The sequence below is a fragment of the Streptomyces apocyni genome (genome assembly GCF_009739465.1).
GTDB classification, from domain to species: Bacteria; Actinomycetota; Actinomycetes; order Streptomycetales; family Streptomycetaceae; genus Streptomyces; species Streptomyces apocyni.
Genome location: NZ_WHOM01000077.1, coordinates 18,534 through 44,202, shown reverse-complemented (window position 1 = coordinate 44,202; position 25,669 = coordinate 18,534). Strand labels below are relative to the sequence as shown.

The window sequence follows — 25,669 nt, the reverse complement described above, 5'->3', positions numbered from 1 at the left end:
CCGCTCTGCCAGACCGCGGCGCGTGCTGCCGGAGCGGAACGGATGTGCTCCGCCCGCGCGGCGGAACTCAGCGGCGCCGCCACCATTTCCCAGCGCCGCGCGCCACGGAGATGCCGTGCCCCGCGATCATGGAGCGCGACATCGAGAAGTCGCCGTCGGCGTGGACGGATACCCCTGCCGTCGCCGCGCGCCGCTCGCCCTCGCTGTCGCTTCGAGCCGCTGCTTCCCGTGCCACGCCGGGAGCAGTTGCCGGGTCTCCCGGTACGTTCAGCCATGCGCGCGCTTCGGTCTCCTTGACCAGCACCTCGACCTCGCAGAACGACTCGGCGTCGATCGCGGGCTGGGCGCCTCGTACCACGGTGTCGTAGACCGCGTCCGACACCAGCAGCGCGACGTCGCTCCTGGCGCTGTCGAGAGCCCGGCGCAGCGGGGCGCTGTCACAGAGCCGGAAGACATGGTTCACGGCGGTCCCCGCGACGCCGTGAGCATCGCGGTGCACCTGGCCGATGTGGGCGGCGACACGGAGCCGCAGCAGCGGATCGCTGCGTCGGCGCCCGCCCAGTGCGCGGTCGAGGCGCAGCAGGATCTCGCCCAGGACCATCCGCTTGGGGAGTTCCGGCGGTATGACGATCAATACGCCGTCTCCCCGGTCCTCGTGCGGGCACGCGTCCCACACCGCCCTTGTGAAGGCGGCACGCAGTTCTCGGTACAGGTCTTCCCGGGTGCGGAGTTGTTCGTGATCCGAGCGGCCCCCGAATGACTCAACGTCGACGAAGAGCAGCATGACGTGTTCCGGGATGCGTGTCCGGTCACGGCTCCTTGCGGGGCCCGGGCCAGGGCCGGTCGGGGTCGCGGCGTCAGCTCGACGGAACGGGAAAGCCACCGAAGCTCCGTTCACCGTTGTGGTCGTCGACCACGACCAGGAAGGCACCGCCGGACAGCCCGATCAGCATGTAGGAGGAGTTGTCCACTCTCCAGCGTCCGTTGGTCCACGCCAGGTGCAGGGGATACTGGGGCTCGCCTTTCCAGCCCAGCATCGCCTGTGCACCGCCCTGCCGTTCCCGGGCGTCACCGATCGTCACGTTCTCGACCTGGGCCCGGTTCTCGGGGGACCGTTGGTCGAACTCTCCCCGCATGAGGCCCGCACACGAGCGGTCGCTCGGTTGAGCTATCTCGCACCAGGCCTCGGCGTCGCCCGTGCGCTCGGCCTTCCGTAGCTGTTCAACCGTGTGCGAGGCCCCGGTCAGTCCCTTCTCGTTCACGACGGACGTATCGACCCCGTCGGCCGACGAAGTCTCGGAGCCGAGCAGGAGATATCCGCCGTACGTCAGGGTCACCGCCGCCGCCAGCACGGCTGACCGGACGGGATTCCGGCGGATATGCGTGACGGACACGCTTCCGGCGGCGATGATCGAGTCCCTGATCCGGGTGGTGTTTCCGCTTACGCTGACGGACCTGTTGCCGCTTCCGTCCCGCTGCGAGTGCCCCGTGCGGGTGCCGGGAGGAACTGGTCTCGGGTGATCGGACATGCGTTGCTCCTGAGCTCCTTCGTGCAAGTCCCCATAGGGAATCAGCCAGTTCCCCGCCACAACATTGCATCTGCTCTATAGGGGGCCGTATTCCTGGCAACCTCTGGCTCCGTGACGACCACGACGTTCTGGGAAGGTCTCAGCGAGGGCGAGCAAGGAGAACTGACCCGGATCGGTCGCACCAAGCGGTGGTACCAGCCGGGTCAGCACCTCTTCACGCAATCGATTCGCGGCGAGGAGGCCATCGTGCTCACCAGCGGCAGTTGCCGGGTCGTCGGCCACAACCGGGATGGCAGCGGCAGCTATCTGGGGGCGCGCACCAAGGGCGACATCGTCGGAGAGATGGCGATGCTCAGGTCGGAGAGCAGGACCGCGACGGTCGTCGCCCTGACTCCGGTGCGGGTACGCGTGCTCAGCAAAAGCGCATTCGCGTCGGCGCTGTCCCAGCACCCCGGAATCGCGCTCAATCTCCTCCGGATACTTGCCGACCGGCTGGAGGAAGCCGACGGTTTCCGGGCCGATCTGGCCGGAGCGGCGACCGCGGACGTCCGCCTCAGCCGGATGCTGCTACGGGTGGTGGCAGCAGAGGGCACAGCGACCCATGCGGGCATCGTGCTGGAGCGTGTCTCTCAGCGAGAGCTCGCCGACTGGTGCGGAATGAGTCTTGCGTCCGCCGGGCGCAGTCTCCGGAAGCTCCAGGAGCGGAGAATCCTCGACGAGGTCCGGAAGCGGGAGCGCATCGTCGTATGCGACATGCCCGCGCTGCGGGACCACGCGTTTCCGCCGTGACCGTCCGGCCGGGCGGCAGGCAGGGCGGTCCGCCCGGTGCACCGGGCGGACCGCCGGATCCTCTCGACCGTAACCGCCCCTCGACGAGTCCGGCGTCCTCACACTTCGACGCGAGCTTCTCGCTGCAGATCTGGTCGATCGTGTACATGCCGGCGCGTCAGCAGGCCGAGGGTGTCGACCACGACGTGCCGCTTCCGGCCGTTGACCAGCTTGCCGCCGTCGAAGCCACGGCTGTCGGAGCCGACGACGGCGTCCGCCTTGACGGACTGCGAGTCGATCACACCCGCACTCGGCTCCGTGTCGCGGCCCAGCCTCTCGCGGACCCTGGCGCGCAGCCGGTCGTGGAACTCCCTGACCAGGGCATGGTCGCGCCAGCGGCGGAAAAACGCGTAGACCCGGTCCCACGGCGGGAAGTCCACCGGCATCGCCCGCCACTTGATGCCATTGTCGACGAGGTAGCGGATCGCATCGAGTATCACCCGGTGGCAGTACACCTCCGGCTGCCCGCCCCGGCCGCGCATCCAGCCCGGCACAGGCAGCAGTGGCCGGACCACGGCCCATTCCACGTCCGTCATGTCCGAGGGATACCGCCGAACACGTTCCGGGTGATCGGCTGCGTTTCCGAACCGGCGAGCGACACAATCACACGTCGGTGCAGCCGAGTTGAACTCCACCGGCGCGAGCACGTACAACTGCGGCAACAGGGTCTCCTGGATCTCGGTTGGCTTCGCAACCCCGAGCTACCAAGAGGCCCTGCCTTCATGCCCGCAGCCGGCGGCAACCACCCGATCGAGCACCCCGTTCGACATGCAGCCCTCAAGATCGGAACGACAACAGCTACTCAGTCAATCTGAGAATTGCCGAGCGGTGGCACCCGCCCGCCGGCACGGGCCGTGGCCCTGCGCACCAGGTGTGCGCGGGGCCACGGCCTCCGGCCGGTCAGGGCAGGATGTTTGCGCCGTTGAAGCGCAGCAGCAGGGCGAGGTCACGGATGTCGTCGTGCTGGGTCGCCCAGAGCAGGAACCGCTCGACGCCGAGCCCGAAGCCGGAGGTTCGCATCGGGTGGCGCTCGTTCATGGTGACGTACCACTCGTAGGCGTCCTCGGGAACCTCGTGCAGGTCGAGGGCGCGGCGCAGGTCGGCGACGTCGGTGTGGCGCTCGCCCGCGCCGACCGTCTCGCCGACGCCGAACAGCAGGTCGGCGCTCAGCGCCTTGGTCGGGTCCTGCGGGTCGAAGGCCTGGTAGAAGGGCACGCTCAGGTGGTCGGGGTGGGTCAGCCAGACGTACCCGCCGAACTTGTCCATCAGGACACGCTCGCCCTCGCGGGTGAGGCTCCGGCAGCCGGGCTCCAGCTCCTTGACGGCTCCGGGCAGGTCCTTCAGGATCCCGTAGGCCTCCTCGAAGGCGATCCGGGGCAGCGGGCCGCTGCCGGCCAGCCCCTCCAGGTGCCGCACCGTCCCGGCCATCCCGGTCACAGCCTCGCGGCCGTGGGTGAGCAGGGCTCCGGCCAGGTGCCGCAGATAGGCCTCGACCACCTCCATCATGTCGTCGAGGCCGCCCGCTATCTCCGCCTCACTGTGGAAGAACTGGTGTCGCGGCTCTCTTGGAGGTGAGCAGTCCTTACGTGCTGACCAGAGAGTTGCTCAGTCTTGGAGAGCGGAGTTCGGTAGAAGTTACCGTTAGGTAGGGTTGAGGGTGGGCCTCTGTAGGTTGGTTTGACCTGCGGTTTGTACGATGGTTCCGGGGGTCTGCTCAGCAGGAGCGTTGGTTGCTCAGGGGTAACGGGCCGCCGGTAGTGGCGGTCGAGGGGCGCTGGTATGAAGGCGCGGAGTCGGCCCAGGGCCGTGGCGTGATTTCTCTTCGTCGGGCCTGCGCCGAACCAGGCGGGCCCGCCCCGTAGGGTGACTCCTCGTACCAGCCGGGGGTAGTCCTGGGCATTAGATGCGCGCAACAGGGGGAGTACGCGCTGCACGGCACCCAGGACACCGGGGCGACGGATGCTCAGATCAGGTTCGACTCGGCTACTGAACTCGACGATCACCTGGCGCTGATCGGGGGTCCGCGGTGAACGCGCCCCCCAGGGGCGCGTGCACGTCGTGCCCGTCACACCCGCGGAGAACGAGCTTGGTGCCGGTCTCGAACTGCTCACGGTGTCCCTCGCCGACGGTATCGCCACCGTCTTGGCCGGTTCCCTCGCCACTTGGTTGCAGAACAGCCGTACCCGACCAAGATCCGCATCTCCATTACCCGGGCCGACTGCACCCTGGAAGTCGAGACCGGTGACGCCTCTGAGGCCGAGGCGCTGATCCGGCTGGGTACGCCTGGGTGCTCGGCAGACGGGCAATGGCGAACGAGGCGCTCGGCCACCGGGCGCAGGCCCAGGCAGACCTCGACCGGGTCCCCGCTGCGCCCGAGGGGCGAGGCCAGGAAACCGTTTCAGTCGTCTTCCGGGACGGCGCGGGGGTGCCGGGCGCTGTCCAGGGCGGCCAGCGTGCTTATCGAGGTCGCTTCGCTGCCGCCGGTGAGTCCATGACCTCGGCAGCGCGGCGATGGTTCCCCCTCCCGCAGTCCGGGCCGTCGCCGCCACGTGCACAACCTTGCTCTCGCCGGGCGACCAGAACAGTCCCGAAGGACGCGGCCCTGACCCCCTGACCCGGCTGGCCCCGAGCAGAACGCTGTGGAAGCGCCCCAGACCTGTGAGTGCGTGACACCCGTCCCGGGCCGGATCGGCGGCGTCCACCCAGGGGGCTGCTCGGACGAGGGCAATGACGAGAAGCCCGCCACCTCAATTGATTGGCCGGAGCGACGGGGGCCTTTAGCGCAGTCTGAAACCAGAGGCTTCACGAGTACCAGGTGGAGAAACCCGCACTGAAGCCATCCGCGCCATACTTCCGCCGTCGCGGTTGCAGCCGGGTCTTCACGACACCCCGTAGATGGTGCCTGACACAGCCAGTTGCAGCCGCTTCTGTTTCAACAGCCGCACCAGATCGTCGGTGTCTGAGAGCTGTTCGATCTCGCTGCGGGTCACCACCAGAATCTCCCGCTTCTGCCCCAGGGCGCGAGCGAGGATCTGGTGCGCGGCACTGCGATCAACCGCCTCCCCAGTAATGCCGGCCGCGGCGACCAGGATTCCCAAGGGCCGGCCCCGTCCCTCCAGCTTCGAGCTGAAGAGTGTCACCTCCGCCGCCCCCACAGGCTTCGACCAGTTCTTGCACTCCACAAGAATGATCTTGTCGAACTGGCGCAGCCCCTTGGGATCACCCTCGTTCCAGAAGGCGATGTCGATCTCCTCAGATGAGAAGTAATCCAGCTGGTTGCGAACGGTCACACTGATTCCGGGGACGAGCTCGAAGAGATACGTGAGGAGATCCTCAAAGGCCTTGCCCCGTGCAGCGTTGCTGGCAGCCGTGTCGCCGGCGGTCAGGAACGCGGCGACACGGCCCCGGTCAATGGACGTCATGAGTACGCCCTGCCATGGACAGCACGGTTCCTCAGATCGCGCACGACCTCAGCGAAACTCGACGCCCGCATGCGTTCCAGCAGCGTCTCAAGCGAGATCGTCAGAACGGGAAAGGAAGGTACCCTCAGGGCCTCACGGAACTCGGCGTTCGTTGGCGGATCGAGGTAGACCAACAGGGCTGCGTTCATGCGGCTGCGCTGCAGCAGATGGAGAGTCTGCTCGACCGCGGAGCGTGACAGCGTGCGCTTCAGCTCGATGAGCAAAGGGTTGAGGGCGATGGCACCCAAGTCGTCCGACCACACCCCGAGATCGAGACGATCTCCGACCTTCGGGTCTGGATTTTCCACCGCCACCGCTCCACTGCCCTCCAGAGCGGCCTTCAGAACATCCACGGCCGTTCGCTCGAGACGCATGGGCTGCTCACGCAGCAGCTCCAGAAGCTCATTCACCTGCGTGCTGCCCAGCGCATGCTCTACTGCGGACGTCGCAGGCGTCACCCTGACAAGACGCCCCTCAGCCTGGGCAAGGGCGTAGGCGACTGCCTCGACGTCGTCCGGTCGAGCACGAATGGTGAGCAAACCATCGAGGTCGGGAGAAGTGTCCTGATCGGGATCGGCAATGACGATGACCCGCTTGCCCATCCCTACTGCGACTCCGGCCTCGAACAAGGTGCTCTGAGACTGATCAGGGTTACCCAGAACCACCAGCACCGTCTCCGCCTGCGCGATGGCCTGCCGCAGACTCTGGGCGATGCTTGCTCCCAGAGGCGCCACGTCGGAAAGAACATAAGGGTCCACACCGCGTCGCTTGAGCTCCCTCAGCAACGTGCGCAGATCTGTGGCAGCCGGCGCGGAGATGAACCAACGCGAGGTTGGCGCCGACGAATCCTCACGTGTCGCACCGTCATTCACCCGGGAACCCCATTCTCTACTCTGTGACGCGACACAGCCACGTTCCTGTACGCACCACGTGTCATTTCATCATGAAGACTCCCGTACCGGCCTTCTGGTGTTCGCCGTACCGGCCGGCCGTTGCCGCCTCGTCCACGTCCGTGGCGGCAACGGCTGTACGCAGTCCCTCTGGCGCCGGTTTGGGTGATCCGGCGAGTAGGCCGGGCGACAGCCCCCGGCCTACTCGCCCCGCTGGTTCAGCGGGATGGGGGCGTCGAAGACGTCGACGGCGAATTCCGAGGTTCCGCTGCCCTCGAAGTCGATGTCGTAGCGGCTGTGCAGCAGCGTGTGGATCCTCACCCACCGGCCCGTGGCCGTTGCATCCGCGGCCACCTGGAGCGCGCCGCGAACAGGACCGGCATCGCCGGCCTGCTGCTTACTCGTCCAGGTCCGCGCGAGCTTCACCCCTGTGGGGACAGCCCAGGTGCGCGGCTCGGCGCTGGCCGGCACGGAAACCTCGTCGTTGAGCAGCCGGATGACCCACCCGACGCCGCCATCGTGCTGACGCTCGTTCGACATGCGGATGCCGAGCCCGATTGTGTAGGCACACTCGAGGTACTCCTCGAGTTCCTCGTCGATCCGCCCGAAGAAAACAGCCTCGCGAACGACCTCGACCGGCCCGCACTCGGTGAAGGCCCCCATCACCGGTTCGCACTTGTCCTTGAGGTACTGCTGCGCGGCCATGCGCACCGGTTTGGGGGCCCGGTCCAGCACCTTTTCAAGGGCGCTGTCGTCGCGGTCGTACAGGAAGGAGTTGAGTGCACTGACCAGTTCCTTGGTCAGGTGGAGATCGCCGGCTCCCAGTGTGGTCACCGCCTCCAGCTCGTCCCCAGGCCTCCTCACAAGGGCGAACACCCTGCTTCGTCCAGGGCTCGTGTGCGCGATGAACGAATGAATCATTTTCTGTCTCACATCACATCTCAGGAGCGGTCCCCGGCACGAACACGCGCCTGAGCCGCAGAAGAACGAGGGAACCCTGCCAACCGACGTGTCGCACGAGCTACCGGCTCGTCCGCATGGGTCGGAGGTGAGTTGCTGTCAGACCCGGCGCTTCAGCCCGGGATCCGCATGGCTGTCGGCAGCCTACCCAGGCGGCATCAGCGGTGGCAACGACGCATCCGCCACCTTCAAGGCGCGGGCTGTCGGTGAGTCTGTGATGGTGACGTGCTTCGAATGGGGCCCTGTCGGTGCCTCGCCTGCCGGGCCCTGGAGGTCTCGCAGTCCTGGTTCTACAAGTGGATCAACCGTGCTCCCACCGCCCGCGAGCAGCGCCAGGAGCGGCTGGATGAGGAGATCAAGCGGCTGTTCGCCGCCTCGGGCAGCACCTACGGCTCGCCGGGGATCACCCGCGACCAGTGCGAGGCCGGCTGGAGCGTTTCCAAGAACACGGTGGCGGCGCGGAGGGCCGAGCTGGGGCTGTGCGGGCGGCGACCGAAACGGTGACGGAGCCTGACCCGGCCCGGGAAGCGGCCGGCGGCCCGGGACCTGGTCCGCCGTAACTTCATCGCCGTCGCACCCGACGTGCTGTCCACCGGTCGGCCGCCGCCCTGTGGGTCGCGGCCTCGCCAGCGGCCGATCTCGCTGTTTCCTCGGCTCGCCGCCGGGCCTGGATCATCGGCCAGTCGGGCCCGCCGCCGTACCCGTACGACATGCTCGTTCCTCTCGTGTCGGATTGTTGTCTCCAACAGCACACCGGCCCGAAAGGACACGACGGCGCTTTAGCTCAGATCGCGTGTCTGCCAGCCGGGCGGGGGTTTGGGCAGGCCGATCAGAGCGTCGATGCCGAGATGTTCCAGCAGCAGTGCTTTGAGATGTCGGCTGTCGATGAGCTCGACACGGTTGCGGGGCGCGAAGTCCCAGCTCGCCTTGCCGAACCACGCGGTGGTGACCACGATGCCCTTCGAAGCGCTCTTGTCGTTCACGATTCCCGCGACCGACCGACCGACCGCACCGTCTCGGCGGAGACCACGTTCTTCGTGCGCTTGGCCTGGATGATGCACAGTCCGCCGATGAGGGGTTCCTCGTTGACCGCGACAGCGTCGATGCCGTCATCCCGGGATGCTTGGGTGACCCACGACTTGAGCCCGATCTTCTCGAACAGTCGCCGGATGAGGTGCTCGAAGTCGATCAGGTCCATCGCGACGAGGTCGGGCCGGCTGTCGAGGCCGGCGATGACATCCCGCTCCGGGGCGATCTTGTACCGGGTCAGGTCGAACGTGACGACAGGAGGAACCGGCTCGAGGTCATAGGGGTGGGGTGCTGGGAGACGATCGCGTTCAGATGGTGCAGGCTTGCCACCGGGTCGAGTTCGGGCTCGTCCAGCACGAGTTCAGTGAAAGCCTCCCGGCTGACCCGCACACTGATCAGACACGGCTCGATCGCCCTGCCGGTGGCACGGTCTTTGGCGCGGACTTTCCCGTTAAAGGCAACTCCGTCTACGAGCGACGGCGGTGTCACGGCGAAGGCCTCGTCGATCGCCCGCAGCGCGAGTCTGGCCACCAGATCCCTGTACAACGCCTTGCACTCGTTCTCCTTCCGCGGCTGCGGGACCACGGCCGGGAGAGCGGAGGCCTTGAACCGGTACTGCGTGACCGGAGGAACCACCGCCTGGACCGGCAACTCGATCTCCACAACCAACTCGCGGGACTCCGGAGCGAACGCCGCCCGCCGGGCACCGCCGAGTCCTTCCGGATAGCCGATGGAGCCCAGCGCCTTCTCCACGCCGACCGCGAGCCCTTCCAGATCTCCTTCACCGAGCGCCTGCTCCACCTGCAGCCGCAGCCCGTGCAGCCCACCGGGGCGGGCACGCAGAACCGCAGTCAGCACCTCAAGCCGCTCTTCGCCCTCGGCCGTCCGGCCGGCAGACTCCCGGCGCAAACTCTCAGCGCTCTCCTGCTTCGCACGCCGTTCCGCCGCAGCCTTCTCGCGGACCTCAGCACGACGTTTCTGCTCGAGCTCCCTCGCCCGCGCCGCCTGACGTTTCTCAAGATCCCGCACGATCTGCTCGGCCCTGCGCGACTCGGCACTGTGCTGCGCCTGCTTCTCCTTCCGCGCCCGCATCCACGTCTGCGCCTGCTCGCGTTCCCGCCGCGCTTCCTGCTTGGCCCGCTCGGCAGCCTCACGCTCCGCGGCCCGCGCCTGACGCGCCAGCTCCGCCTCAGCCCGCCTCGCGGCTGCGGCCTTCGCCTTCTGACTGTCCCGGTACGCCTGCAGCAACTGCGCCGCCAAGGACTTCCTACGCGCCATTCGCCGCCCCCACCACAGGTCAAAACACCACAGCTGCCCCCGGCAGAGGCAGAGCAATCCCCGCGGGCGGGCCCATGGCCTGACTCGCTCGGAACATGACCGCTTTCCCTCGCCCCGACGGCGATACCGCCGAAGCCGCCAGCGAGTGCCCGGAACACAGCGGCGACGCCTTGATGCCGATGCCTGGGGACTCCGCCGGGCCTGGTGCACGGTATCCCCGGTGTCCTGTGCCAGACGCTCCGGCCCGGCACGTCACGAACTGCAGCCGGCCGGGCCTTGCTCCAGCCGACCGCGCCAGATCGGCGAACTGTCCTACGGCGGGCGAACAGCGGCTTGCCGGCACTCCGTACGGGGACACGGCAGGGAACAGATCACCGCTGTGACAACGCAGTGCTGTGCAGCAGAATCAACCGATCACAGTGTGACGAGGAAGGCCGCCCATGAGCTACCACGCGACATTCCTGCAGGCGGCTCAGGCAGGCCAAGGAGCTCTCATCCGCAGCTGGCTGGCCTCTCCCGCCCCGTCGGCAGACGCGCCCGTACCGGAGCCGGTCGCCCAGGTGGATGTGGCGGTCATGAACCTGGAGAACAGGCTGCACGAGGTGAAACTGGCGGCTGCCCCGCATGTCACGGCGGCGGCCGAGGACCTCTACACGGCAGCCCGGGCTGCCGCCGACACCCAATTCGACCTGCACATACACAATTACGGCAGCGCGCAGCGCCTGTGCGCTCTCGACGATGCAGCCTTCACCCGTCACACCGAAGCCGTCAGGCAGGCGCTGGAAGGCTTCGTCGCGGCGGCCTACCGGGAGGGAGCATCGGTGACGGCCACGGTTTCCGACCGGGCCAAGTCCGCGCGGGTAGCAGAAGCGGCCCCGGCGGACGCTGCCTGGCTGGTCCATCTCTCCCGGCGCATGCCGATGCGGCGCATCCCCGACTTCGTCACCGAGGGCGTCGACTCGGCCCTGGAGGCCTTGCAGCGCGACGTCATCGACTTCGTCGACCCGGAACTCGAAACGGCGCACCAGCATTTCACGGACGCCCTCGCCCGGTTCCTCGACGAGATTGGCGGGACGTTCACCCCCGACCATGACGCCGCATACACCGAAATCCCCCCGGAGTGGCGGCGCACCGCCCCCGAACGCTACGCCCAGACCCTGCGCGATCTCTCCCAGGCCCGCGATACCGTACTTGACCGCTACAAGGAGCTGATGAACACCATGAGCCGAAGAGGCCACCATCCCGCACCGCAACAACCCCAGCCAGGCCCTTCGGTCCAGGTCACCGCCGGCGACAACTCACCCGTCACGGTGAACGCCCCTCATGCGCACGCTTCCCACGGCGCCCACGCGAGTGCCGGCCAGCCAGCACCGGCAGACCCCGCCACGGCCCCACAAGCGCCGTGGTACCGCAGCGCCATCTTCTGGGGTGCCGTCAGCGCTCTGGGAACGGTAGCCGGTGCCGTCGTCGCCTATCTTGCGCTGGGTAGATGACCGAACCCACCCGCCAGAGGCCGCAGCCCGTGGAACAGTTGGAGCAAGGCGTCCTCGACGACACCGCCCCGCTTGCCGGACTGCTGCGCCTCGCGCTCGTCATCGGCGGCCACGCCGCCTCCCAGCCTCTGAAGCAATGGGCTCTCAACGAACTCAAGGGCTACGGAGGCAAACCCGCCTCCGGTGTTCCGGACTACCGGCGCCCGCGCGCGCCCATCCAGGCCGACTCGCACTCGCTGACCTGGCAACGCCATGGTGAAACCATCAGCGCCCTGAACCTCCCCGAGATCACACGGGGCAAGATCAACGAAGAAGTGACCATCACGTTCGGCATCGGTCAGCTGCAGAACCTGATCGACCGGACCCCTCCCGGCCAGGCAGTCCACCTCAGCCTTCCTGGCGCGGCCGAACTGCGCACGCTGATGAGCGTGATGGACCGCTACCGCAGCCGAGCCGTCGTCATCGACGACCTGTACTGGGCGGTCTCTCCCTCCGTTCTGCACGACATCCTCGACCAAGTCCGTACCCGCCTCACGCAGTTCGTCGCCGAACTGCGTTCCACGATGCCGGCCGGATCCGGCACGCCCACCCCGGAGCAGGTCCACAGGGCCGTTCAGAGCATCAGCATCATCACCGGCGACAACTCGCCTGTCACGCTCACCGCTCCGCTCGCCCACGCCGACCACGGCGCAACAGCCAGCACCGCAACCGGTGTACAACAGCGCTGGTGGCAGTGGCGACGACGCTGACCGCCTCCCCGCCTGCCGCAGGGGCCACCTTGATGACGGGCGCCACACCGCCCGGCCCCGCACCATCGAGGCTCCGGTGTTCGTCACGGATGCGAGCCCATCTTGACCTGCTCACCCCCGAGGTAGAGGTAGGCCAGGAACCGTGTGCGCTGCTTCGGGGCCGAGAAGGGCCGGCTCGACGCGGAGCCAGCCGCGGACGGCAGTCCTGCGGCGCTCGGCAGCCAGGCCGGGCCGCCCTGGCCAGCCCCAAGGGAAGTGCTGATCACAGCACGTCATCTTCCGAGGGGGCGTCGGTCAGGCCGAGTTCCGCGTCGGTGAAGGGCTCGCCCAGGTCGGGCATCGCGAAGAGGCCCGTGCCGGTGGCGGTCTCGACGAAGCGGACGAACCGGTCGACAGGCCGGTGGGCCTGTTCTCTCTCCAGCAGCGCCAGGGGCGCCGGAGGGTGATCCACTGCGCCCGTGTGCACGCGGGCAGGTGACGAAGTATGCGGTCGGCCCGAAGGGGGTTGCCCAGTTCGCGTAGCCGCTGCGGGGGCGGTGGCCGGGTTCGTTCCAGTCGGAGGCCAGGGACGGCTTGCCGAGGAGGACGAACTCGCCTCCGGGCCACCGGCAGGTGCAGGAGCCTTCGCACCGGCAGGTGCGGGTGCGGGCCAGTTCTTCGGCCTTCTCGGTCCGCGGTATGCCGGGGCCTTTGACCTCGATCCAGGTGCCGAGTTCGGGCAGCCAGAAGTCGGGGAGGTAGAGGGTGCCAGAGTCCAGGGTGAGCGTCTCGGGTTCGTACTCCCACCGGATGCCGTTGCCGTCGAGGGTGGCGGCCCAGTCAGCTTCGAGCCGGGAGCGGAACGTGGTGTCGCCGTAGCGGGTCGGGACGGCATCCATGGACGGGCCGGGGACGTCGGGCGTGCTGACCAAACCGGGCTCCTGTCCTGCTGCTGCGGCCGTGTCGATTATGCCGGTGACCCGCTGAGAGGCGGCGGGTGTACGCGCGCCTCGGCTCCCCGCGGCGGCGGCCCCTGAGCGCTGCTGCCCTCCGGCGTCCCAGGTGCGTGGCCTGGGACGGCTGTGGGCGCGGCTTGGCGGGGCCGCCCTCGGCCGGCCTGTGCTGTGTCAGTTCTGCTCCGCCTCGTCCAGCAGCCGGTGGACAGCCCGTACACACAGGGGCTCGCCAGGTGTCACTACTTCTAGGCAAGCCATATATGGGCTATGTAGAGTACGAGTATGGGTAGTTTGCGTATGACCCTGCAGACCCAACTGGTGCTGCGGGCTTTGCTGGAGGACCCCGCCAAAGAGCGCTACGGCCTGGAGCTGTGCGAGCTGGCGGGACTGCCGTCGGGCACGATCTATCCGATCCTCGCCCGCCTGGAACACGTCGGATGGGTGGAAAGCACCTGGGAAGACCCGGCCCTGCACGAGGGAGCCGGCCGGCCGCGCCGTCGCTTCTACCGGATCGCCGAGGACGGTGCCGAGCACGCGCGGGACGCCCTCGCGCGTGCCTACCGCGGCCGCAAACAGCCCCTACCGGGGTGGGCCGCCCGTCCGATCAACGGCGGGGGAGTGTCATGAGGGCCCGGCGCCGGTTAGCACCCCGACCGAACAAGCGCCGCTGCGCCCTCCCGTCCCTGGAGGGCCTCCTGGCCGTCGTGCGTATGCACCACCCGCACGCCGACACCTCGCTCATCCAGCACGCCCACGATGAGGCCGCCGTCTGGCACGCGGGCCAAACCCGCCGCAGCGGCGACCCGTTCCTCACCCACTGCCTCGCCGTCGCCGCTATCGTCGCCGACCTCGGCATGCCGCCACCTGTGATCTGCGCCGCCGTGCTGCACGACATCGACGACACCCCCTGCCCGGCGGGCCGCGTGACCGAGCACTTCGGGCAGGAGATCGCCGATCTGATCGCTGCCGTCCGCGCCGCCAGGATCGGCGCGATCCCACTCACGGCTCTCCACCTCCACACCGCAAGGCCGCCGACGCTCCAGCCGACGCGTGAGGAGGCCGTGCTGGCCATCCGCCTCGCCGACCGGCTGCACAACATGCGCACCATCGCGTTCGTCGCCCCGGCCAGGCGGTACCTCGTCGCCCGTGAAACCCGCGACGTCATCGCGCCGTTGGCGCGTGCGGCGGGCCTGGCCGACGTGAGCCGTGAACTGCACGACCTCTCCTCGGCCGCCCTCCAGCCCGCATCGACCCCATCCGCGGTCACCACGCGCATGCTGGCCATGCTCACCCTGCTGCTTCCCACCCGGCAGCGCGCGCGGTGGCGCGAGGAATGGCACGCGGAACTGGCCGCTCTGCCCACCCGCCGCACCCGCACCCGCTTCACGCTCCGAGTCCTGCTCAGCACACCCAGGCTGTCCTGGACACTGCGCCGCGCGGCCTTCCGGGAACGTCGATGGTGAGCACCGCGGCCCGGATCGGCGGCGTGCTGGGTGCGGCGGCCGCTTTCGCGATGGCCATGGTCCGTGGCGGCCTGTCCGCCTGGACGGCTGGAGCGCTCACGGCAGGCGCTCTTGTCCTGGTCGCGGTCGTCCTGTTCACCCCCAGCGAGACACCAGCCCGCCGACTCGGTCAGCTCATCCAGGCATGGCGCATTCATTCCCACCGAAGCTCCCATCCGGCCCGAGCCCGTGCAGCCCTCCGCGTCTCCGTCCCCTCCTGCCCAAGACGGCAGATGACAGCGCCCCCAGTCCTGCGAGATGCGAGCGGCTGGTCAACACACTCGTCTCCCCTCCCGGGCACGCTCTGGTCTCTGGCCCATCGGCCATCGTGATCTTGACCAGGACGCGGAGGCCGCGGAGCTGCTGCGCGCTCAGTAGCCGACTGAGAGCTCGTCGGTGATCTGCCGACCGCGCGGGTCTCCCAGATCGTCCAGCGCCTGGGCGGCGGCAATGCACCAGTCGAGCCAGTCCGGATCACCCCGGTAGTCCTCGATCACTGTGTGCAGCGAGTGAACGGCCGCTTCAGGGTCCAGGGTTGCGAGCCGCCTCGCCGCGTCGAGGCGGTCGTCGAAATGGAGGTCCGCCGCTTCGGCGAGGTACTCCAGGGCGCGGCAGGCGCGCTCGTCGCCGGAAGACAGGAGTACTTCAGCGGCCCGTACCCGGACGGAGCCGTACAGGTCGGGATCGTGGACGAGCCGGTAGCAGGCCTCTTCCCCCCGCGGCCGGTCCAGCTCCAGCAGCCGCCTGGCAGCGAGGAGACGGTCGCTGAAGTCCGGGCTGTGAGGGTCCTCGTTGAACTCATCGTCCAGACCTTGATCGTCCGCCAGCATCTCCAACGCGGTCGTGCCCCGCTGCAGGTCCAGTTCCGCCAGCACGGCCGCTGCCCAGACACGCGGGGTGGCCTCGCCAACGGGATCCGCGCACGCTGTTGCCATCGCCTGCGCGGCCGCCTGGACCAGTGGTTTCCACTGATCGGCGAGCACGGTGCCCAGCGACAGCAGGGTGGCGATCAGCACGCACCCGCGGAGATTGCCGGGCACCGCCAGGTCCTTCAGAGCAGTGGCGGGATCGGCGGGCGAGGCGGTTCCGGGGTCGATGAGGAACCCGATGTAGGAGGCGGTGTCCAGCGGCGCACCCCACGGGTTTGTTCCTCCATCTTCCTTCCAGGGGCCGAGCAGCCGGTCGAGCTCACGGGCATGGGAAGAGGGGGCGCGGGCGAGGTGGCGTGCAGCGCAGTACTCCTGAAGGGTCCGGTGGAGGAAGGCGAAACCGTCCCCGGTACGGGTGAGTAGCCCGCTGCGCCCAAGGACCGAGGACACGAAGCCGTTCCAGTCGTCCTCCGGAACGGCACGGGGACGCCGGGCGCCGTCCAGGGCGGCCAGCGCGTCGGCCCAGGACGCTTCGCTGTCACTGTGACGGCCGAACGCCAGGCTGTCGATCGTCTCCGGCAGCTGATCGAGCAGGTCATGGGCCCGCGACATGGCCGTGGGGCCGAAACGCGCAAGAGCAGCCTCGGCCTGGCTCCGGACGCCCGACTGGTTCCTGCCGCTCATACGGCGGTGCAGCAGGTCGGTGAACCTCGCGTACAGAGCCCCGCGGGTGTCCGGCAGCGACTGCCCGGGACCTGCGGCATACAGCTGGCACAACATCGTCGCCATGAGCGGAGTGCGGGCGAAATCGGTGAGGTAGGCGTCGTCCAGCACACGGACGAACCGGCGTGCCGCGTTCCGGGAGTCGGGGACACCCAAGCCGTCCAGGATGCGCCGGGCCGCCTCGGATAGTTCGCTGCGGGAGAAGGGCATCACCTGGTAGCGGGGCACGCCAGGGCCCAGGACGCGCAGTTCCTTCTCGGGAAGCGGCCGGCTGGCCACGACGAACCGGTACAGGGGGTCGGGCTCGGCGGCGAAGTTCGTCAGGGTGCGCAGGAGGTTCTGCCTGTCGTCCCGGTCGGTGATCTCATCGAGTCCGTCGACCAGCACGATCCAGCAGGCCCCCGGGGCAGGCCTGTTGAGAAAGAGCTCGTCGGACAGCGTCCGCTGCAGTGCGAAAGCGGCCAGCTGGCTGGTTGCCGCTGCCGCCAGAGCGCTCGGCAGGGGAGAGCCGAGCAGCGCCGTGGCCGGCACCGTCACCCCCAGCAGCCCTCGGCCCCCGGGGGCCGGCCAGCGCTCGGCCGTACCGGCTTGCACAGCGCGCAGGAGGCTGGACTTCCCGCCGCCCGGGCCGGCAAGTACCAGACACACGGGTGCGCGACCCGGGAGCGCTGCGGCGTCTGCAACATCGCCGGGAGACCGGTCCGCCGCACGGCCGCTCGGCTGCCCGCTCTCAGGTGTGATCCGGTGCAGGCGCTGCGGCACGTAGACAGAACTCAGCGAGGGCATGGACAGTGACTCGGCCCCGGGGTAGGGATGCATTTGTGCTGCACGCCGGCTCGCGCGCACGTAGTCGGCCAGGTCCGGGCGGTCCAGACGCAGCGCGACGTCGCGGAGTTTCTGCGGCGTCAGGCGCTTGCGCAGAACCCTCTCCGGGACATCGAGCCGTGTCACCAGCGCCTGCCAACGCGGCCCCAGGCGCCCGTCCATCGCGAGCCTGACCCGGTTGAGGAGATCCGCGTGTAAAGCCTCGGCTTCCCCGACCCGAAGATGCGGGGCCAGATCGAAGAGCGCATCGCGATTGCGGCGCTCCAGCTCGTACCGGTCCGGCAACTCCTCGATACGAACCAGCCGCAGGAACCCCGCAGTCTCGGCAGCGTCCGCACCGAGGTACCTGGCGATCCTGTCCAGCCGCTCCGCGCTGTCACCTCCCCGCCCCTGCGCGACGGCGCGCACATCAGCGTCGGAGCTCAGCACACCCTCCACGCCGACCGTCAGAATGTACGTGAGGTCCTGGTGCTCTCTCAAGACCCGATGGGTGCGCAGAAGGCTCGCCAGAGCCTTGCTCCTGAGCACGCCGGACAAGGTCCAATTCTTCTGCCCCTCACGGGACTTGATCTGCTGGAAGTCCCACAGCGCCACTCCGCCCCGCACCGTGCCGTCGGTCCGGGCGACCAGGACATCCTCGAAATGCTCACACGTCACATGGAGCACTCCGCCACCCGCCAGCATCTCCACCACCGCGCGGAGGGCGGCCTGCGCCTGATAGGCGAAGCGCTCCCCGGTCGCCGAACCCGTGTCGTCGGGCGCCGGAAGACGGCCCGGATCCTGCATCCCCGACATCCCCCCTGTGGGCCGGTCCCTGGCACAGCAGCATAGTGACAACGTGTCATGCGGACTGCTGGCCGGCGCCGGGCACCGGCTGGAGGAAATACCGGTGACCGGACCGATGCCTGCACCCGGCGGGGTCCGTGCTACGGGCTGCAGTACACGGTGAAGGTGCCCTTGGTGAGCGCCTTGACGTAGGAATGGGCGCCGGCGAGGAGGTGCTGCTGCTCGCTGCTGCACCCGGCTGCCGAGAGCCCGGGCTGGGCGATGACGGTGTTGATGTGGGGCCGCAGTTGGGGTGCGCGTTCGCGGATGCGGTACAGCTCGTCGATGCTGCCGAGCAGGTAGGGGCTCTTGCCGGGATGGCGGGCGGCCCATTTGGCGGCGCGATTGTACAGGGTGCGCAGCAGTGCTTCGATGCCGTACTCGCGCCACTTGGCGCCGCGGGCGGCCTGGCCGCACACCTCGTACAGGTCGATGACGCGGTGGCCGGGAGCCGGTTCGTGGGAGTACTTGCAGTGCACGAGGGTGATGGTGATGTCCTTGTCGTCGGCGGTGATGCCGACGAGATCGGCCACTTCGTTCGAGCCGTCGTCGTCGATCAGGATGTCGAAGTGCTGCTGCTCGCTCAGGTAGCGGTACATGTAGTACTGCACGGTGTGCGGTAGCCGCTCGGGGTCCATGGACTCGGCCTGGATGTTCACCCCGTCCCACTCCAGTGGCGCCAGCAGGGACAGGTCGAAGGGCGGCAGGTCGGTACGGGGCGCGTGCAGGCGGTCGTCGGGGGTCAGGATGCGGTCGCCGGCGAAGTACAGGTACGGCTTGTGCTGGTTGATCCAGTCGGCGGCGGGCAGCGCGGCGCGCTGGACGGTCACCAGGGCGTCGTCGCCGACGGGGGAGTAGACCAGGCCCTGGTCGGTGAACTCGGCGCTGTAGGGGAGCTCCCAGGAGGGGGAGACGAACGAGAAGCGGACCGGCCCCTCGGGGGCGAAGTCGTCGACGCGGTAGCCGATGTCGGTGACGGTGTGGGAACGCCCGTTGAAGGCGAAGGGCGGGCCCTCGCCCAGGCCGGCGCGCCACTGCCAGGGCCATTCCAGGCCGAGCAGGGGGAATGGGGGACGCGTGGTCTGCTCGACGGGGATGATGAAGCCCGCCATCACGTTCTCGAGGTCCACACGGGAGTCGAGGATCTTGGTGCCCTGCTCGTCGCACCACCGCATCCACGCCAGCAGACTGGGGGCGGTGCGCGGCGACCAGAAGCGGCCCGAGAGGGCCGCGCAGACGCTGACCTTGGTGCCGTCGTCGATGCCCGAGGCGATGATGTGGGTCTGGCTGCGGTTCTTGCGGGCGGCCGCGTCCAGCGCCTCGAAGACGTCGCTGCCCACCAGCAGCGAGAAGCGGTTGAAGTGGTCACGGGAGTCCAGCAGACCGATGTTGGTGGCCACCACCCGCTCGAGACCGGCGAACACCCGGAATGTGTCGAGCCCTTTGACGGGCCGACTGCCCTCGCCCAGCACAGCCCTGGCCAACTCCGCGTAGTCGCCCCTCTTGTGGGAGCCGTAGACATACAACAACCGCCGCTCGTCGTCGAAGTACATGACGACCAGCTCGTAGAGCACCTGCTCCAAAAACTGCGGGGCACCCCAGTCGACCAGGGTGCGGTGCTCCACGACGAACCAGGCGACGCGGCCGTCGCCGCCGGTGGCGACGGCCTGCCCGAGCACCCGGCCCTCGCCATAGCGGCCGACGGCCGCCTGCGGGTCCCACTCGCCTGACGGGGCGCGGTGCAGCACGGCGCTCATCTTCGGTTCCAGGACGCTGACGGCCATGCCGTCGGGGATGTTGGTGAAGGAGGTGCCGAACTCGCTGAGTTCTTCGCCGCGGGCCGTGCTCTGCTCGGTGATGTCCTGCAGGAGCAGGTTCCAGTCCGCGTCCTCCTTCAGTAGATCGCGCATGGGCGACAGGGCGGCGGCGGGGTCCCGGGCCACGAACACCGATGCGGTGCCGATCGGGCTGGAGGCGGTCGAAGCGCTGCGGGTGAACCGGCCGATGAACTGGATCATCGGGCTGAGGCTCTTGCGCACGTCGTGCACCGCCGCGACCTTCAGCTGGGGCATGTCGAAGCCCTCGCCGAGCATGTTCACGCACACCACGATGCGGCAGCTGCGCCTGTCCATACCTGCCAGGGCCTTCTTGCGGGCGGTCGCCGCCAGCCCGTCGTGCAGCGCCACCGGCTCCAGGTCGGGGGCCAGTTCCTGGTACAGCTCGCAGATCTCCCGCGCCCGCCTGACGGCGTTGACCCGGGCCATCAGCAGGTGGTCCAGCCCGGCCGCCAGGTCGTCGCGCAGCCGCTGCACCGCCAGTTCGGCGATCTTGCGGTCGTTGTCCTCCAGGCTCAGCACCGCCCGGTAATCGATGCGGGTGAAGTACTCCTGGGCCTGGGCCTGGCGCAGCGGGTAGCGGAAAATGGTCCGTCCGGGAATCTTCTGGCCGTCCTCCCTGAACGGGGTCGCGGTGAACAGCAGCACCTTCCGGTCCTCGAACTGCCGGATCACGCTCGTCCAGGTCGAGGCCGGCGCGTGGTGCGCCTCGTCGACGATCAGATGGCTGAACTCGGACAGCAGCGCGTCCCGAGCCTCCTGCGTACAGTGGTGCAGGACGTGCGGCGTGGTCACCACGACGTTGCAGGCCGCGGCAAACGCCTTCGCTTCGGCGACGTCGGTGAACCGGCGCGTCACCCGGCCCACGCACGGCCGCAGCGCATCACGGGAGACGACCTCCTGCCGCTGCAGGATGCCCAGCGACTCGAACTTCGCCGCGATCTGTTCGCGCAGCGCGATGCTGGGCACCAGCACGAGCAGCCGCTCGGGACGGCAGGCCACCAGCAGGGCCAGCATGGTCTCCGTCTTGCCCGTGCCGGTCGGCATGACCACGAGACCCGGTTCGGGCAACTGCGAGTACCAGTACCCGATCACCGAGTGCAGGGCCCCGGCCTGCGGCGGTCTCAACCCGTGCTCACGTACCACGTCGTGTAGTTCGATCGCGTCCGCATACGACGCCAGCACCGTCTGCGGGGCAGAAAGCTGTCTCGGCCCCTTCCACTCCACGGTCTCGCCAGGGTCGTCGGGCAACTGCGGGTTCAGTACCGCCGCTTCATCGCCGACGATGTCCCACCGCCCGTAGACGTTGTGCACGAACCGGCAGTCGGTGTCCTCGCTGACCTGCAGGGCCCCGGCCGGCACGAGAAGCTGGCTGACTGTGTTGCCCGCCCAGCGCTGGGGAGCCGCCCACACCTGCTCAGTCCGCAATTCCATCGCCCGCCGCTCCTCGTGCCAGTGCCGCTGCGAGGCCGGATGCGGACCCGCGCGGCGGTGGTACCCCTGAGGGCTGCGGGGGGCTGAGAGGGAAATGCCGTACGCACGCGCAGGAGCTGATTCATGGTCCTCATATGACAGCAGATATGCAGATCAAACCCAGAAAATGATCAAAATTGGTTTCTGATTACGCCGATCCGCACACAACCAGTCACCAGAGCGGCCGTATCCGAGCACGTATCGTCCCTTGAGACATGCGAGCCGCTGTGGCCTGCGGACCAGCGGCACCATTGGATGCGAGGCCCTTTGACCGATCAGCCCGTGGCCGGGAGCGGCGGGGTGAGGGGAAGAGCGTCGGACGGGCGGACGAAGACGACGGTGTGGCGGGCACGTGTGATCGCGACCCGGAGCAGCCGTCGTGCCTCATCCGTGCGTTTCGCGTCCCATTGCGCGTTGAGGAGTTTCGAGCTGTAGATGCCCTCGACGATGACGCCGCCGTCGAACTCCTTACCCTCGGAGCGGTGCATGCTCATCAGGCTCACGTCTGCAGATTCCTCCTGTGGAGCTCACCTACTGGGGTGGACGGGGGCCGGGCTCTTGGCTGCGTCTTCGGTAGATCCCGGCCAACAGCGCTTCCGGACTGCTCGGGGCATGCGTGACGGGCCCGGCGACGAGGCTGGTGCGATGATTGAGAGCGTAAGAACGGGCTGACCAAAGGGGTTGCTGTGGCCGCCTACGAACTGGCGGACCGGCTTGTCGTCGGTATCGCCTCCAGCGCGCTGTTCGACCTCGCAGAGTCGGACGCCGTCTTCCGGGAACAGGGCGAGGAGAGCTATCGCGCCTACCAGGAAGAGCATCTCGCCGACACGCTCCGCCCCGGCGTTGCCTTCCCGTTCATCCGCCGACTGCTGTCACTGAACGACCTGAGCGAGGAAAGTGACCCCTTGGTCGAGGTCATCGTTCTGTCTCGGAACGACCCCGATACCGGGCTTCGCGTCATGCGGTCGATAGAGGCCCATGCGCTGCCGATAAGCCGGGCCATCTTCATGCAGGGCCGCTCGCCCTACAAATTCATGCCAGCCCTCAACATGTCGCTGTTCTTGTCAGCGAACGACAGCGACGTACGCGAGGCCGTCTCACAGGGACTGCCAGCAGGACACGTTCTGGGTGAGCCGTACGAGGATGACACTAGCGATCACGACCTGCGTATCTCCTTCGACTTCGACGGCGTCCTTGCCACCGACGCGTCGGAGCAGGTGTACCAGACGGGAGGCATCGACGGGTTCCGCGCCCACGAGGTGCTGAACGCCGCGGTTCCGCACGATGCGGGACCACTGAAAGACTTTCTTGCCAGCATCAACCGCATCCAGCGAAGGGAGGAGGAGGAACGGCAGAAGGCCGCCGAATATCGGATCCGTCTCCACGTGTCACTCGTCACCGCACGCAATGCCCCCGCGCACGAGCGGGCAGTGATGAGCCTGAAGCGATGGGGGGTGACAGTCAACGATGCCTTCTTCCTCGGAGGCATCGACAAGGGCGAGATCATGAAGGTCCTCAAGCCGCACATATTCTTCGACGACCAGGAAAGCCATCTGGCCAGCACGTCGCGGACCACCCCTAGCGTTCACGTCCCCTTCGGGAAGATCAACGAGCCGAGTGTTCTCGAGGACCGGCCGAAGTTCTGACATCGCCCACCAGCGCCGCAACATCGGGCGTTCCGCGTCCGGGAAGCGGCAAAGGTGTGAGCGGCGGTCATGCAGACAGCTGGTAAGGCTCATGCCGTCACCCCCGGACGGGTTACCGCCGGGGGAGTGTGGAGGCCGTGGCGTGTCTCGTTTCGTTGATGTACGGCAGAAGGCGGCGCCTGCGCTGCCTTCTGCCGGGCTCCCGGCCCACGGGCGAACTCGGGGAGAGAAGTTCAGGAACAGAAACGATAGAGGAGACGGGCCGTCAGGCGGTGCCCTGGCCGGGGGTGTCGGCATCGGCCTCCAGAGTCTTGTCGACGAACTCCTGTACCAGCTGCCTGACCTGTGCGGCCGGCACGACCTGCTCCCACTGGGGTGCAAACGCGCATTGCCAGCAGCGCATCCGGAAACGGATCGATCCGTCTTCCTGAACCGAACCCCACGCGGAGTGGGGCTGCTTCGCGCACGGGCCGTGAGGGTCGGGCACGAACGTCTGCAGCACGATGTCGGACTGATGGCGCGGCGGCACGGTCCTGTTGCGGCGGCAGCCGTCGCACAAGAGAAGGTGGCGGACTGCGCCCGGCCGGTGGATGAACCGGTGGCCGCCGCCTTCGTAGGTGTTGCAGCTGGCGCACACCGGCCCGCGCACGAATCCGTGCGTGTGGCAGTGGTCCCAGTACACGGCCTGTCGCGGACTGGGGCACATCCGGCACAGGAACGCCTCCGGCTGCGAGTTCTTCGGCAGCGACGCGTACAGCCTGCCGCGCAGGTGGTTCTTGTAGGGGCGGGCGACGGCGTCGGCGCACGCGGGGCACAGGGTGGTGTAGCCGCTGTTGCTGGGCGTGCGCCACTTCCAGACGTCTCCGGTGGCGTTGCAGCGGCTGCATCGGGCGGCCTGTTCGACGCACTCGGCGGCGATCTGGTCCGCCCGGTCGAGGAGGGCGGCGTAGGCGCGCGGGACCATCCAGGTGGTGCCGGACCACGTCAGCAGCGGCAGGGGGCTGGTGCACGCGATGGGCGACCGGCCGTAGCGTTCCTTGACCTGCTCGAAGGTCGCTCCGCACCCCAGCCCGTAGCGGTTGGGCCGGGTGCCGCTGCACGGCTGCTGTCCTTCGCAGCGGCAGCCGTTGGCGCTCTGGTCCTGGTAGGAGATGTGCTCGAACCAGCGGTGGATCTGTGAGCGCCACGTCCGGTCGTGCTCAGGCGCGAGACGGGCATCGACCAGGTCGTCGGGGTCGAAGGGGAGCGAGGCGAGCCGGTTGCCGGCCGCGCGGATGTCCCGGTCATCCAGCCGCCACCGGCCCTTGTGCTTGTAGCCGCGAACGGCGGTGTCTCCGATGAGGACGTGGTTGCTGATCTGGAAGGTGTAGCGGGACAGCGAGGCCGGCGCTGCGGGAACGGGGCAGCCCTCGGTGAGTTCCGCCAGCAACTGGCTGGCGTACTCCGGACTGATCGATGCCATGGGTGTGTCTCTCCTTCGTGTGTGAGGGGTGAGCGGGCGGGGTGTGCGGTGTGTGGCGGCCTGCGGACGCCGCCGCGATACGGCCGGGGGCGGAGCTGGCTGGCGGGGGAGCCGGGGACGGGGCCGGGAGATGTCACGGGCACGGCGCTGGCTCGGGCCGCAGCGAGGGCGCCGGTTCCCAGCCACCAGTGAGGAAGGCTGCCTTGGCCTCTTCGCAGATGCTGCGGGGACGGCGGTCGGTGAGGAAGCCGACGCGGTCGCTGTACTCGGTGGGCCGTACGGCTGTCCGGTGCACCGTCCACAAGCCGTCGCGTTCGGTGCCGTCCGCAGCGGTGAGCCAGCGCAGCCACCGGTCGAGGGGATCGGTTTGTGCGGCTGTCCTGGGCCTGGTGCGGGTGTAGGCGATCAGCCAGTCCGCGAGCCACGGCCTGCCGGCCCGGCGGCTGATTTCCCGAAGCAACAATTCCGTTGCGGCACCTGCCCCTTGGGCTGCGGCGGTCGCGCGCAGCCGCTGCTGCCAGCGCGGAGCGCCGAGCAGCCGGGCCACGGCGATCGTCTCCGGGTAGGACACCAGCGCATGCGGCACCACGGCCGCCGGCATGGATCCCGTGACCGCGGCCAGCCGGTGTGCACGGTCCTGCCAGACCGTCTCGGATCGCCACCCCTGTACCTGCCACGACCACACGACCGCCGCGGCGAGGGCCACCACGTCCGCCGCGTCCGGACGGGCCCGTGCGAGAGCACAGTGGTGTCGGTGCGCGGTGAGGACCTCGGGCAGGGTCTCCAGCGGAATGCTCGCTGGCCTCCCGGGATGCGCGAGGAGCCAGCGCCGGTGACGCCGACAGACGTGCCCGGCCGTTCCTGGGTACACCAGAACCGGCTGTCCAGGCCGTAAGGCCCGCCCAGTACACGCAGGACAGGTCCCCACCCATGCCTCGCCCGGCATGTACCAGGCCGCCCGCGGGTTCTCGTCGTCCGCGAGCCGCCCGTGCGGGGCGGCGAGAGCGGGCAGCAGGCGGCTGAGCCGGGACAGGGGAAGACCGGTGGAGCGGGCCAGGGCTGTTCGCGCGGATGTGTTGAGGAACAGTTCCAGACCGCTGCCCGGAGTGCCGGTCACCTGCACCCGGTGCGCGCCGCTCAGGACCCCCCGCAGCAAGTCCTGTGCGGGCAGACCGTAAAGGGCGGCCATCCTGCGAAACCAGGAGCCGGTCAGCTCGCCCGCCACGGCTGGGATACGAACAAGCGTGGAGGCAGAGGGTTGCACGAACATCTTCCTTTACGCGTGGGGGTGTTGAGGGCAGGACACGGCGGGGCAGGGGAGGCGGCCATGAATCAGCGCCCCATCGGCACGGGGAAA

23 protein-coding genes and 2 pseudogenes are annotated in these 25,669 nt (G+C 68.5%); 8 read left to right on the top strand and 17 right to left on the bottom strand.

Translation table 11 applies throughout. The annotated features are described in order from the left end of the window. Positions 1-67 precede the first annotated feature (67 nt). Both GCN81_RS28415 and GCN81_RS28410 read right to left on the bottom strand, forming a co-directional pair. Positions 68-784: an adenylate/guanylate cyclase gene (locus tag GCN81_RS28415; protein ID WP_156724774.1), complete on the bottom strand. Its 717-nt coding sequence runs from the start codon at positions 782-784 to the stop codon at positions 68-70. 73 nt (positions 785-857) lie between these two features. Further along, positions 858-1,529: a hypothetical protein gene (locus tag GCN81_RS28410; RefSeq protein ID WP_156724773.1), complete on the bottom strand. Its 672-nt coding sequence runs from the start codon at positions 1,527-1,529 to the stop codon at positions 858-860. A 111-nt stretch (positions 1,530-1,640) separates the two neighbouring features. Between GCN81_RS28410 and GCN81_RS28405 the strand changes: the two genes are divergently transcribed. Further along, positions 1,641-2,318 (top strand): Crp/Fnr family transcriptional regulator, encoded by a 678-nt coding sequence (locus GCN81_RS28405; RefSeq protein WP_156724772.1) that lies wholly within the window; start codon positions 1,641-1,643, stop codon positions 2,316-2,318. 98 nt (positions 2,319-2,416) lie between these two features. On the opposite strand, the gene GCN81_RS28400 is transcribed toward GCN81_RS28405, so the two are convergent. Next, on the bottom strand, positions 2,417-2,893 hold the full coding sequence (locus GCN81_RS28400; protein ID WP_231626693.1) for a transposase: 477 nt from the start codon (positions 2,891-2,893) through the stop codon (positions 2,417-2,419). 364 nt (positions 2,894-3,257) lie between these two features. Continuing rightward, a pseudogene (locus GCN81_RS28395) lies at positions 3,258-3,911 on the bottom strand (amino acid--tRNA ligase-related protein); the annotation flags it as partial. A gap of 480 nt (positions 3,912-4,391) precedes the next feature. Between GCN81_RS28395 and GCN81_RS33035 the strand changes: the two are divergent. Then, positions 4,392-4,625 (top strand): annotated as a pseudogene (locus GCN81_RS33035) (effector-associated constant component EACC1); the annotation flags it as partial. Between the two features lie 611 nt (positions 4,626-5,236). Here GCN81_RS33035 and GCN81_RS28390 read toward each other — a convergent pair. The 3 genes from GCN81_RS28390 to GCN81_RS28380 all read right to left on the bottom strand — a co-directional run bounded on the left by GCN81_RS28390 (position 5,237) and on the right by GCN81_RS28380 (position 7,542). After that, positions 5,237-5,779, bottom strand: a complete 543-nt coding sequence (locus GCN81_RS28390) for a restriction endonuclease (RefSeq protein WP_156724770.1) — start codon at positions 5,777-5,779, stop codon at positions 5,237-5,239. Further along, positions 5,776-6,690 (bottom strand): hypothetical protein, encoded by a 915-nt coding sequence (locus tag GCN81_RS28385; protein WP_156724769.1) that lies wholly within the window; start codon positions 6,688-6,690, stop codon positions 5,776-5,778. Before GCN81_RS28385 ends, GCN81_RS28390 begins: the two co-directional genes overlap by 4 nt. A 219-nt stretch (positions 6,691-6,909) precedes the next feature. Continuing rightward, on the bottom strand, positions 6,910-7,542 hold the full coding sequence (locus tag GCN81_RS28380; RefSeq protein ID WP_156724768.1) for a hypothetical protein: 633 nt from the start codon (positions 7,540-7,542) through the stop codon (positions 6,910-6,912). A gap of 360 nt (positions 7,543-7,902) precedes the next feature. On the opposite strand from GCN81_RS28380, the gene GCN81_RS28375 reads away from it, so the two are divergent. Further along, the gene (locus GCN81_RS28375; RefSeq protein ID WP_156724767.1) at positions 7,903-8,172 is read left to right on the top strand and encodes an IS3 family transposase; all 270 of its coding nucleotides are present in this window, start codon (positions 7,903-7,905) and stop codon (positions 8,170-8,172) included. A 275-nt stretch (positions 8,173-8,447) separates the two neighbouring features. On the opposite strand, the gene GCN81_RS32790 is transcribed toward GCN81_RS28375, so the two are convergent. The 3 genes from GCN81_RS32790 to GCN81_RS28370 form a co-directional block, all read right to left on the bottom strand. Further along, positions 8,448-8,651 carry a restriction endonuclease gene (locus tag GCN81_RS32790; RefSeq protein ID WP_231626831.1) on the bottom strand — a complete coding sequence of 68 codons (204 nt, stop codon included), beginning with the start codon at positions 8,649-8,651 and terminating at the stop codon, positions 8,448-8,450. Next, positions 8,648-8,866 (bottom strand): restriction endonuclease, encoded by a 219-nt coding sequence (locus tag GCN81_RS32785; RefSeq protein ID WP_231626832.1) that lies wholly within the window; start codon positions 8,864-8,866, stop codon positions 8,648-8,650. The genes GCN81_RS32790 and GCN81_RS32785 overlap by 4 nt, the downstream gene beginning before the upstream one ends. Positions 8,867-8,934: 68 nt before the next feature. After that, positions 8,935-9,975, bottom strand: coding sequence for a coiled-coil domain-containing protein (locus GCN81_RS28370; protein ID WP_197287617.1), 1,041 nt, complete (start codon positions 9,973-9,975; stop codon positions 8,935-8,937). A gap of 575 nt (positions 9,976-10,550) precedes the next feature. Between GCN81_RS28370 and GCN81_RS28365 the strand changes: the two genes are divergently transcribed. Together GCN81_RS28365 and GCN81_RS28360 are read left to right on the top strand one after the other, a co-directional pair. Next, positions 10,551-11,468: a hypothetical protein gene (locus tag GCN81_RS28365; protein WP_156724766.1), complete on the top strand. Its 918-nt coding sequence runs from the start codon at positions 10,551-10,553 to the stop codon at positions 11,466-11,468. After that, positions 11,465-12,217, top strand: coding sequence for an AbiTii domain-containing protein (locus GCN81_RS28360; RefSeq protein ID WP_156724765.1), 753 nt, complete (start codon positions 11,465-11,467; stop codon positions 12,215-12,217). Before GCN81_RS28365 ends, GCN81_RS28360 begins: the two co-directional genes overlap by 4 nt. 83 nt (positions 12,218-12,300) lie before the next feature. Here the strand turns inward: GCN81_RS28360 and GCN81_RS28355 are convergent, their stop codons facing one another. Then, positions 12,301-12,483 (bottom strand): hypothetical protein, encoded by a 183-nt coding sequence (locus tag GCN81_RS28355; protein WP_156724764.1) that lies wholly within the window; start codon positions 12,481-12,483, stop codon positions 12,301-12,303. Then, entirely contained in the window at positions 12,480-12,668 is a 189-nt protein-coding gene (locus GCN81_RS28350) for a hypothetical protein (RefSeq protein WP_156724763.1), read from the bottom strand. The genes GCN81_RS28355 and GCN81_RS28350 overlap by 4 nt, the downstream gene beginning before the upstream one ends. Before the next feature lie 766 nt (positions 12,669-13,434). Here GCN81_RS28350 and GCN81_RS28345 point away from each other — a divergent pair. Together GCN81_RS28345 and GCN81_RS28340 are read left to right on the top strand one after the other, a co-directional pair. Beyond that, entirely contained in the window at positions 13,435-13,779 is a 345-nt protein-coding gene (locus GCN81_RS28345; RefSeq protein WP_231626691.1) for a PadR family transcriptional regulator, read from the top strand. Positions 13,780-13,862: 83 nt separating this feature from the next. Then, positions 13,863-14,615 (top strand): HD domain-containing protein, encoded by a 753-nt coding sequence (locus GCN81_RS28340; protein ID WP_231626708.1) that lies wholly within the window; start codon positions 13,863-13,865, stop codon positions 14,613-14,615. A gap of 410 nt (positions 14,616-15,025) precedes the next feature. Here the strand turns inward: GCN81_RS28340 and GCN81_RS28335 are convergent, their stop codons facing one another. From GCN81_RS28335 to GCN81_RS28325, 3 genes are all read right to left on the bottom strand, one after another. Continuing rightward, on the bottom strand, positions 15,026-17,857 hold the full coding sequence (locus GCN81_RS28335; RefSeq protein ID WP_197287615.1) for a dsDNA nuclease domain-containing protein: 2,832 nt from the start codon (positions 17,855-17,857) through the stop codon (positions 15,026-15,028). Between the two features lie 140 nt (positions 17,858-17,997). Then, positions 17,998-21,165 (bottom strand): DEAD/DEAH box helicase, encoded by a 3,168-nt coding sequence (locus GCN81_RS28330; RefSeq protein ID WP_156724760.1) that lies wholly within the window; start codon positions 21,163-21,165, stop codon positions 17,998-18,000. Positions 21,166-21,479: 314 nt separating this feature from the next. Further along, a complete protein-coding gene (locus GCN81_RS28325; RefSeq protein WP_267904582.1) occupies positions 21,480-21,707 on the bottom strand; it encodes a 3'-5' exonuclease in 228 nt (75 codons plus the stop codon). A 183-nt stretch (positions 21,708-21,890) separates the two neighbouring features. Here GCN81_RS28325 and GCN81_RS28320 point away from each other — a divergent pair, with 183 nt between their 5' ends. Beyond that, positions 21,891-22,850 (top strand): 5'-nucleotidase, encoded by a 960-nt coding sequence (locus GCN81_RS28320; protein ID WP_156724759.1) that lies wholly within the window; start codon positions 21,891-21,893, stop codon positions 22,848-22,850. A 265-nt stretch (positions 22,851-23,115) separates the two neighbouring features. Here GCN81_RS28320 and GCN81_RS28315 read toward each other — a convergent pair whose 3' ends face one another. After that, a complete protein-coding gene (locus tag GCN81_RS28315) occupies positions 23,116-24,312 on the bottom strand; it encodes an endonuclease domain-containing protein (RefSeq protein ID WP_156724758.1) in 1,197 nt (398 codons plus the stop codon). Positions 24,313-24,445: 133 nt separating this feature from the next. Then, positions 24,446-25,576 (bottom strand): TniQ family protein, encoded by a 1,131-nt coding sequence (locus tag GCN81_RS28310; protein ID WP_231626690.1) that lies wholly within the window; start codon positions 25,574-25,576, stop codon positions 24,446-24,448. Between the last annotated feature and the right edge of the window lie 93 nt (positions 25,577-25,669).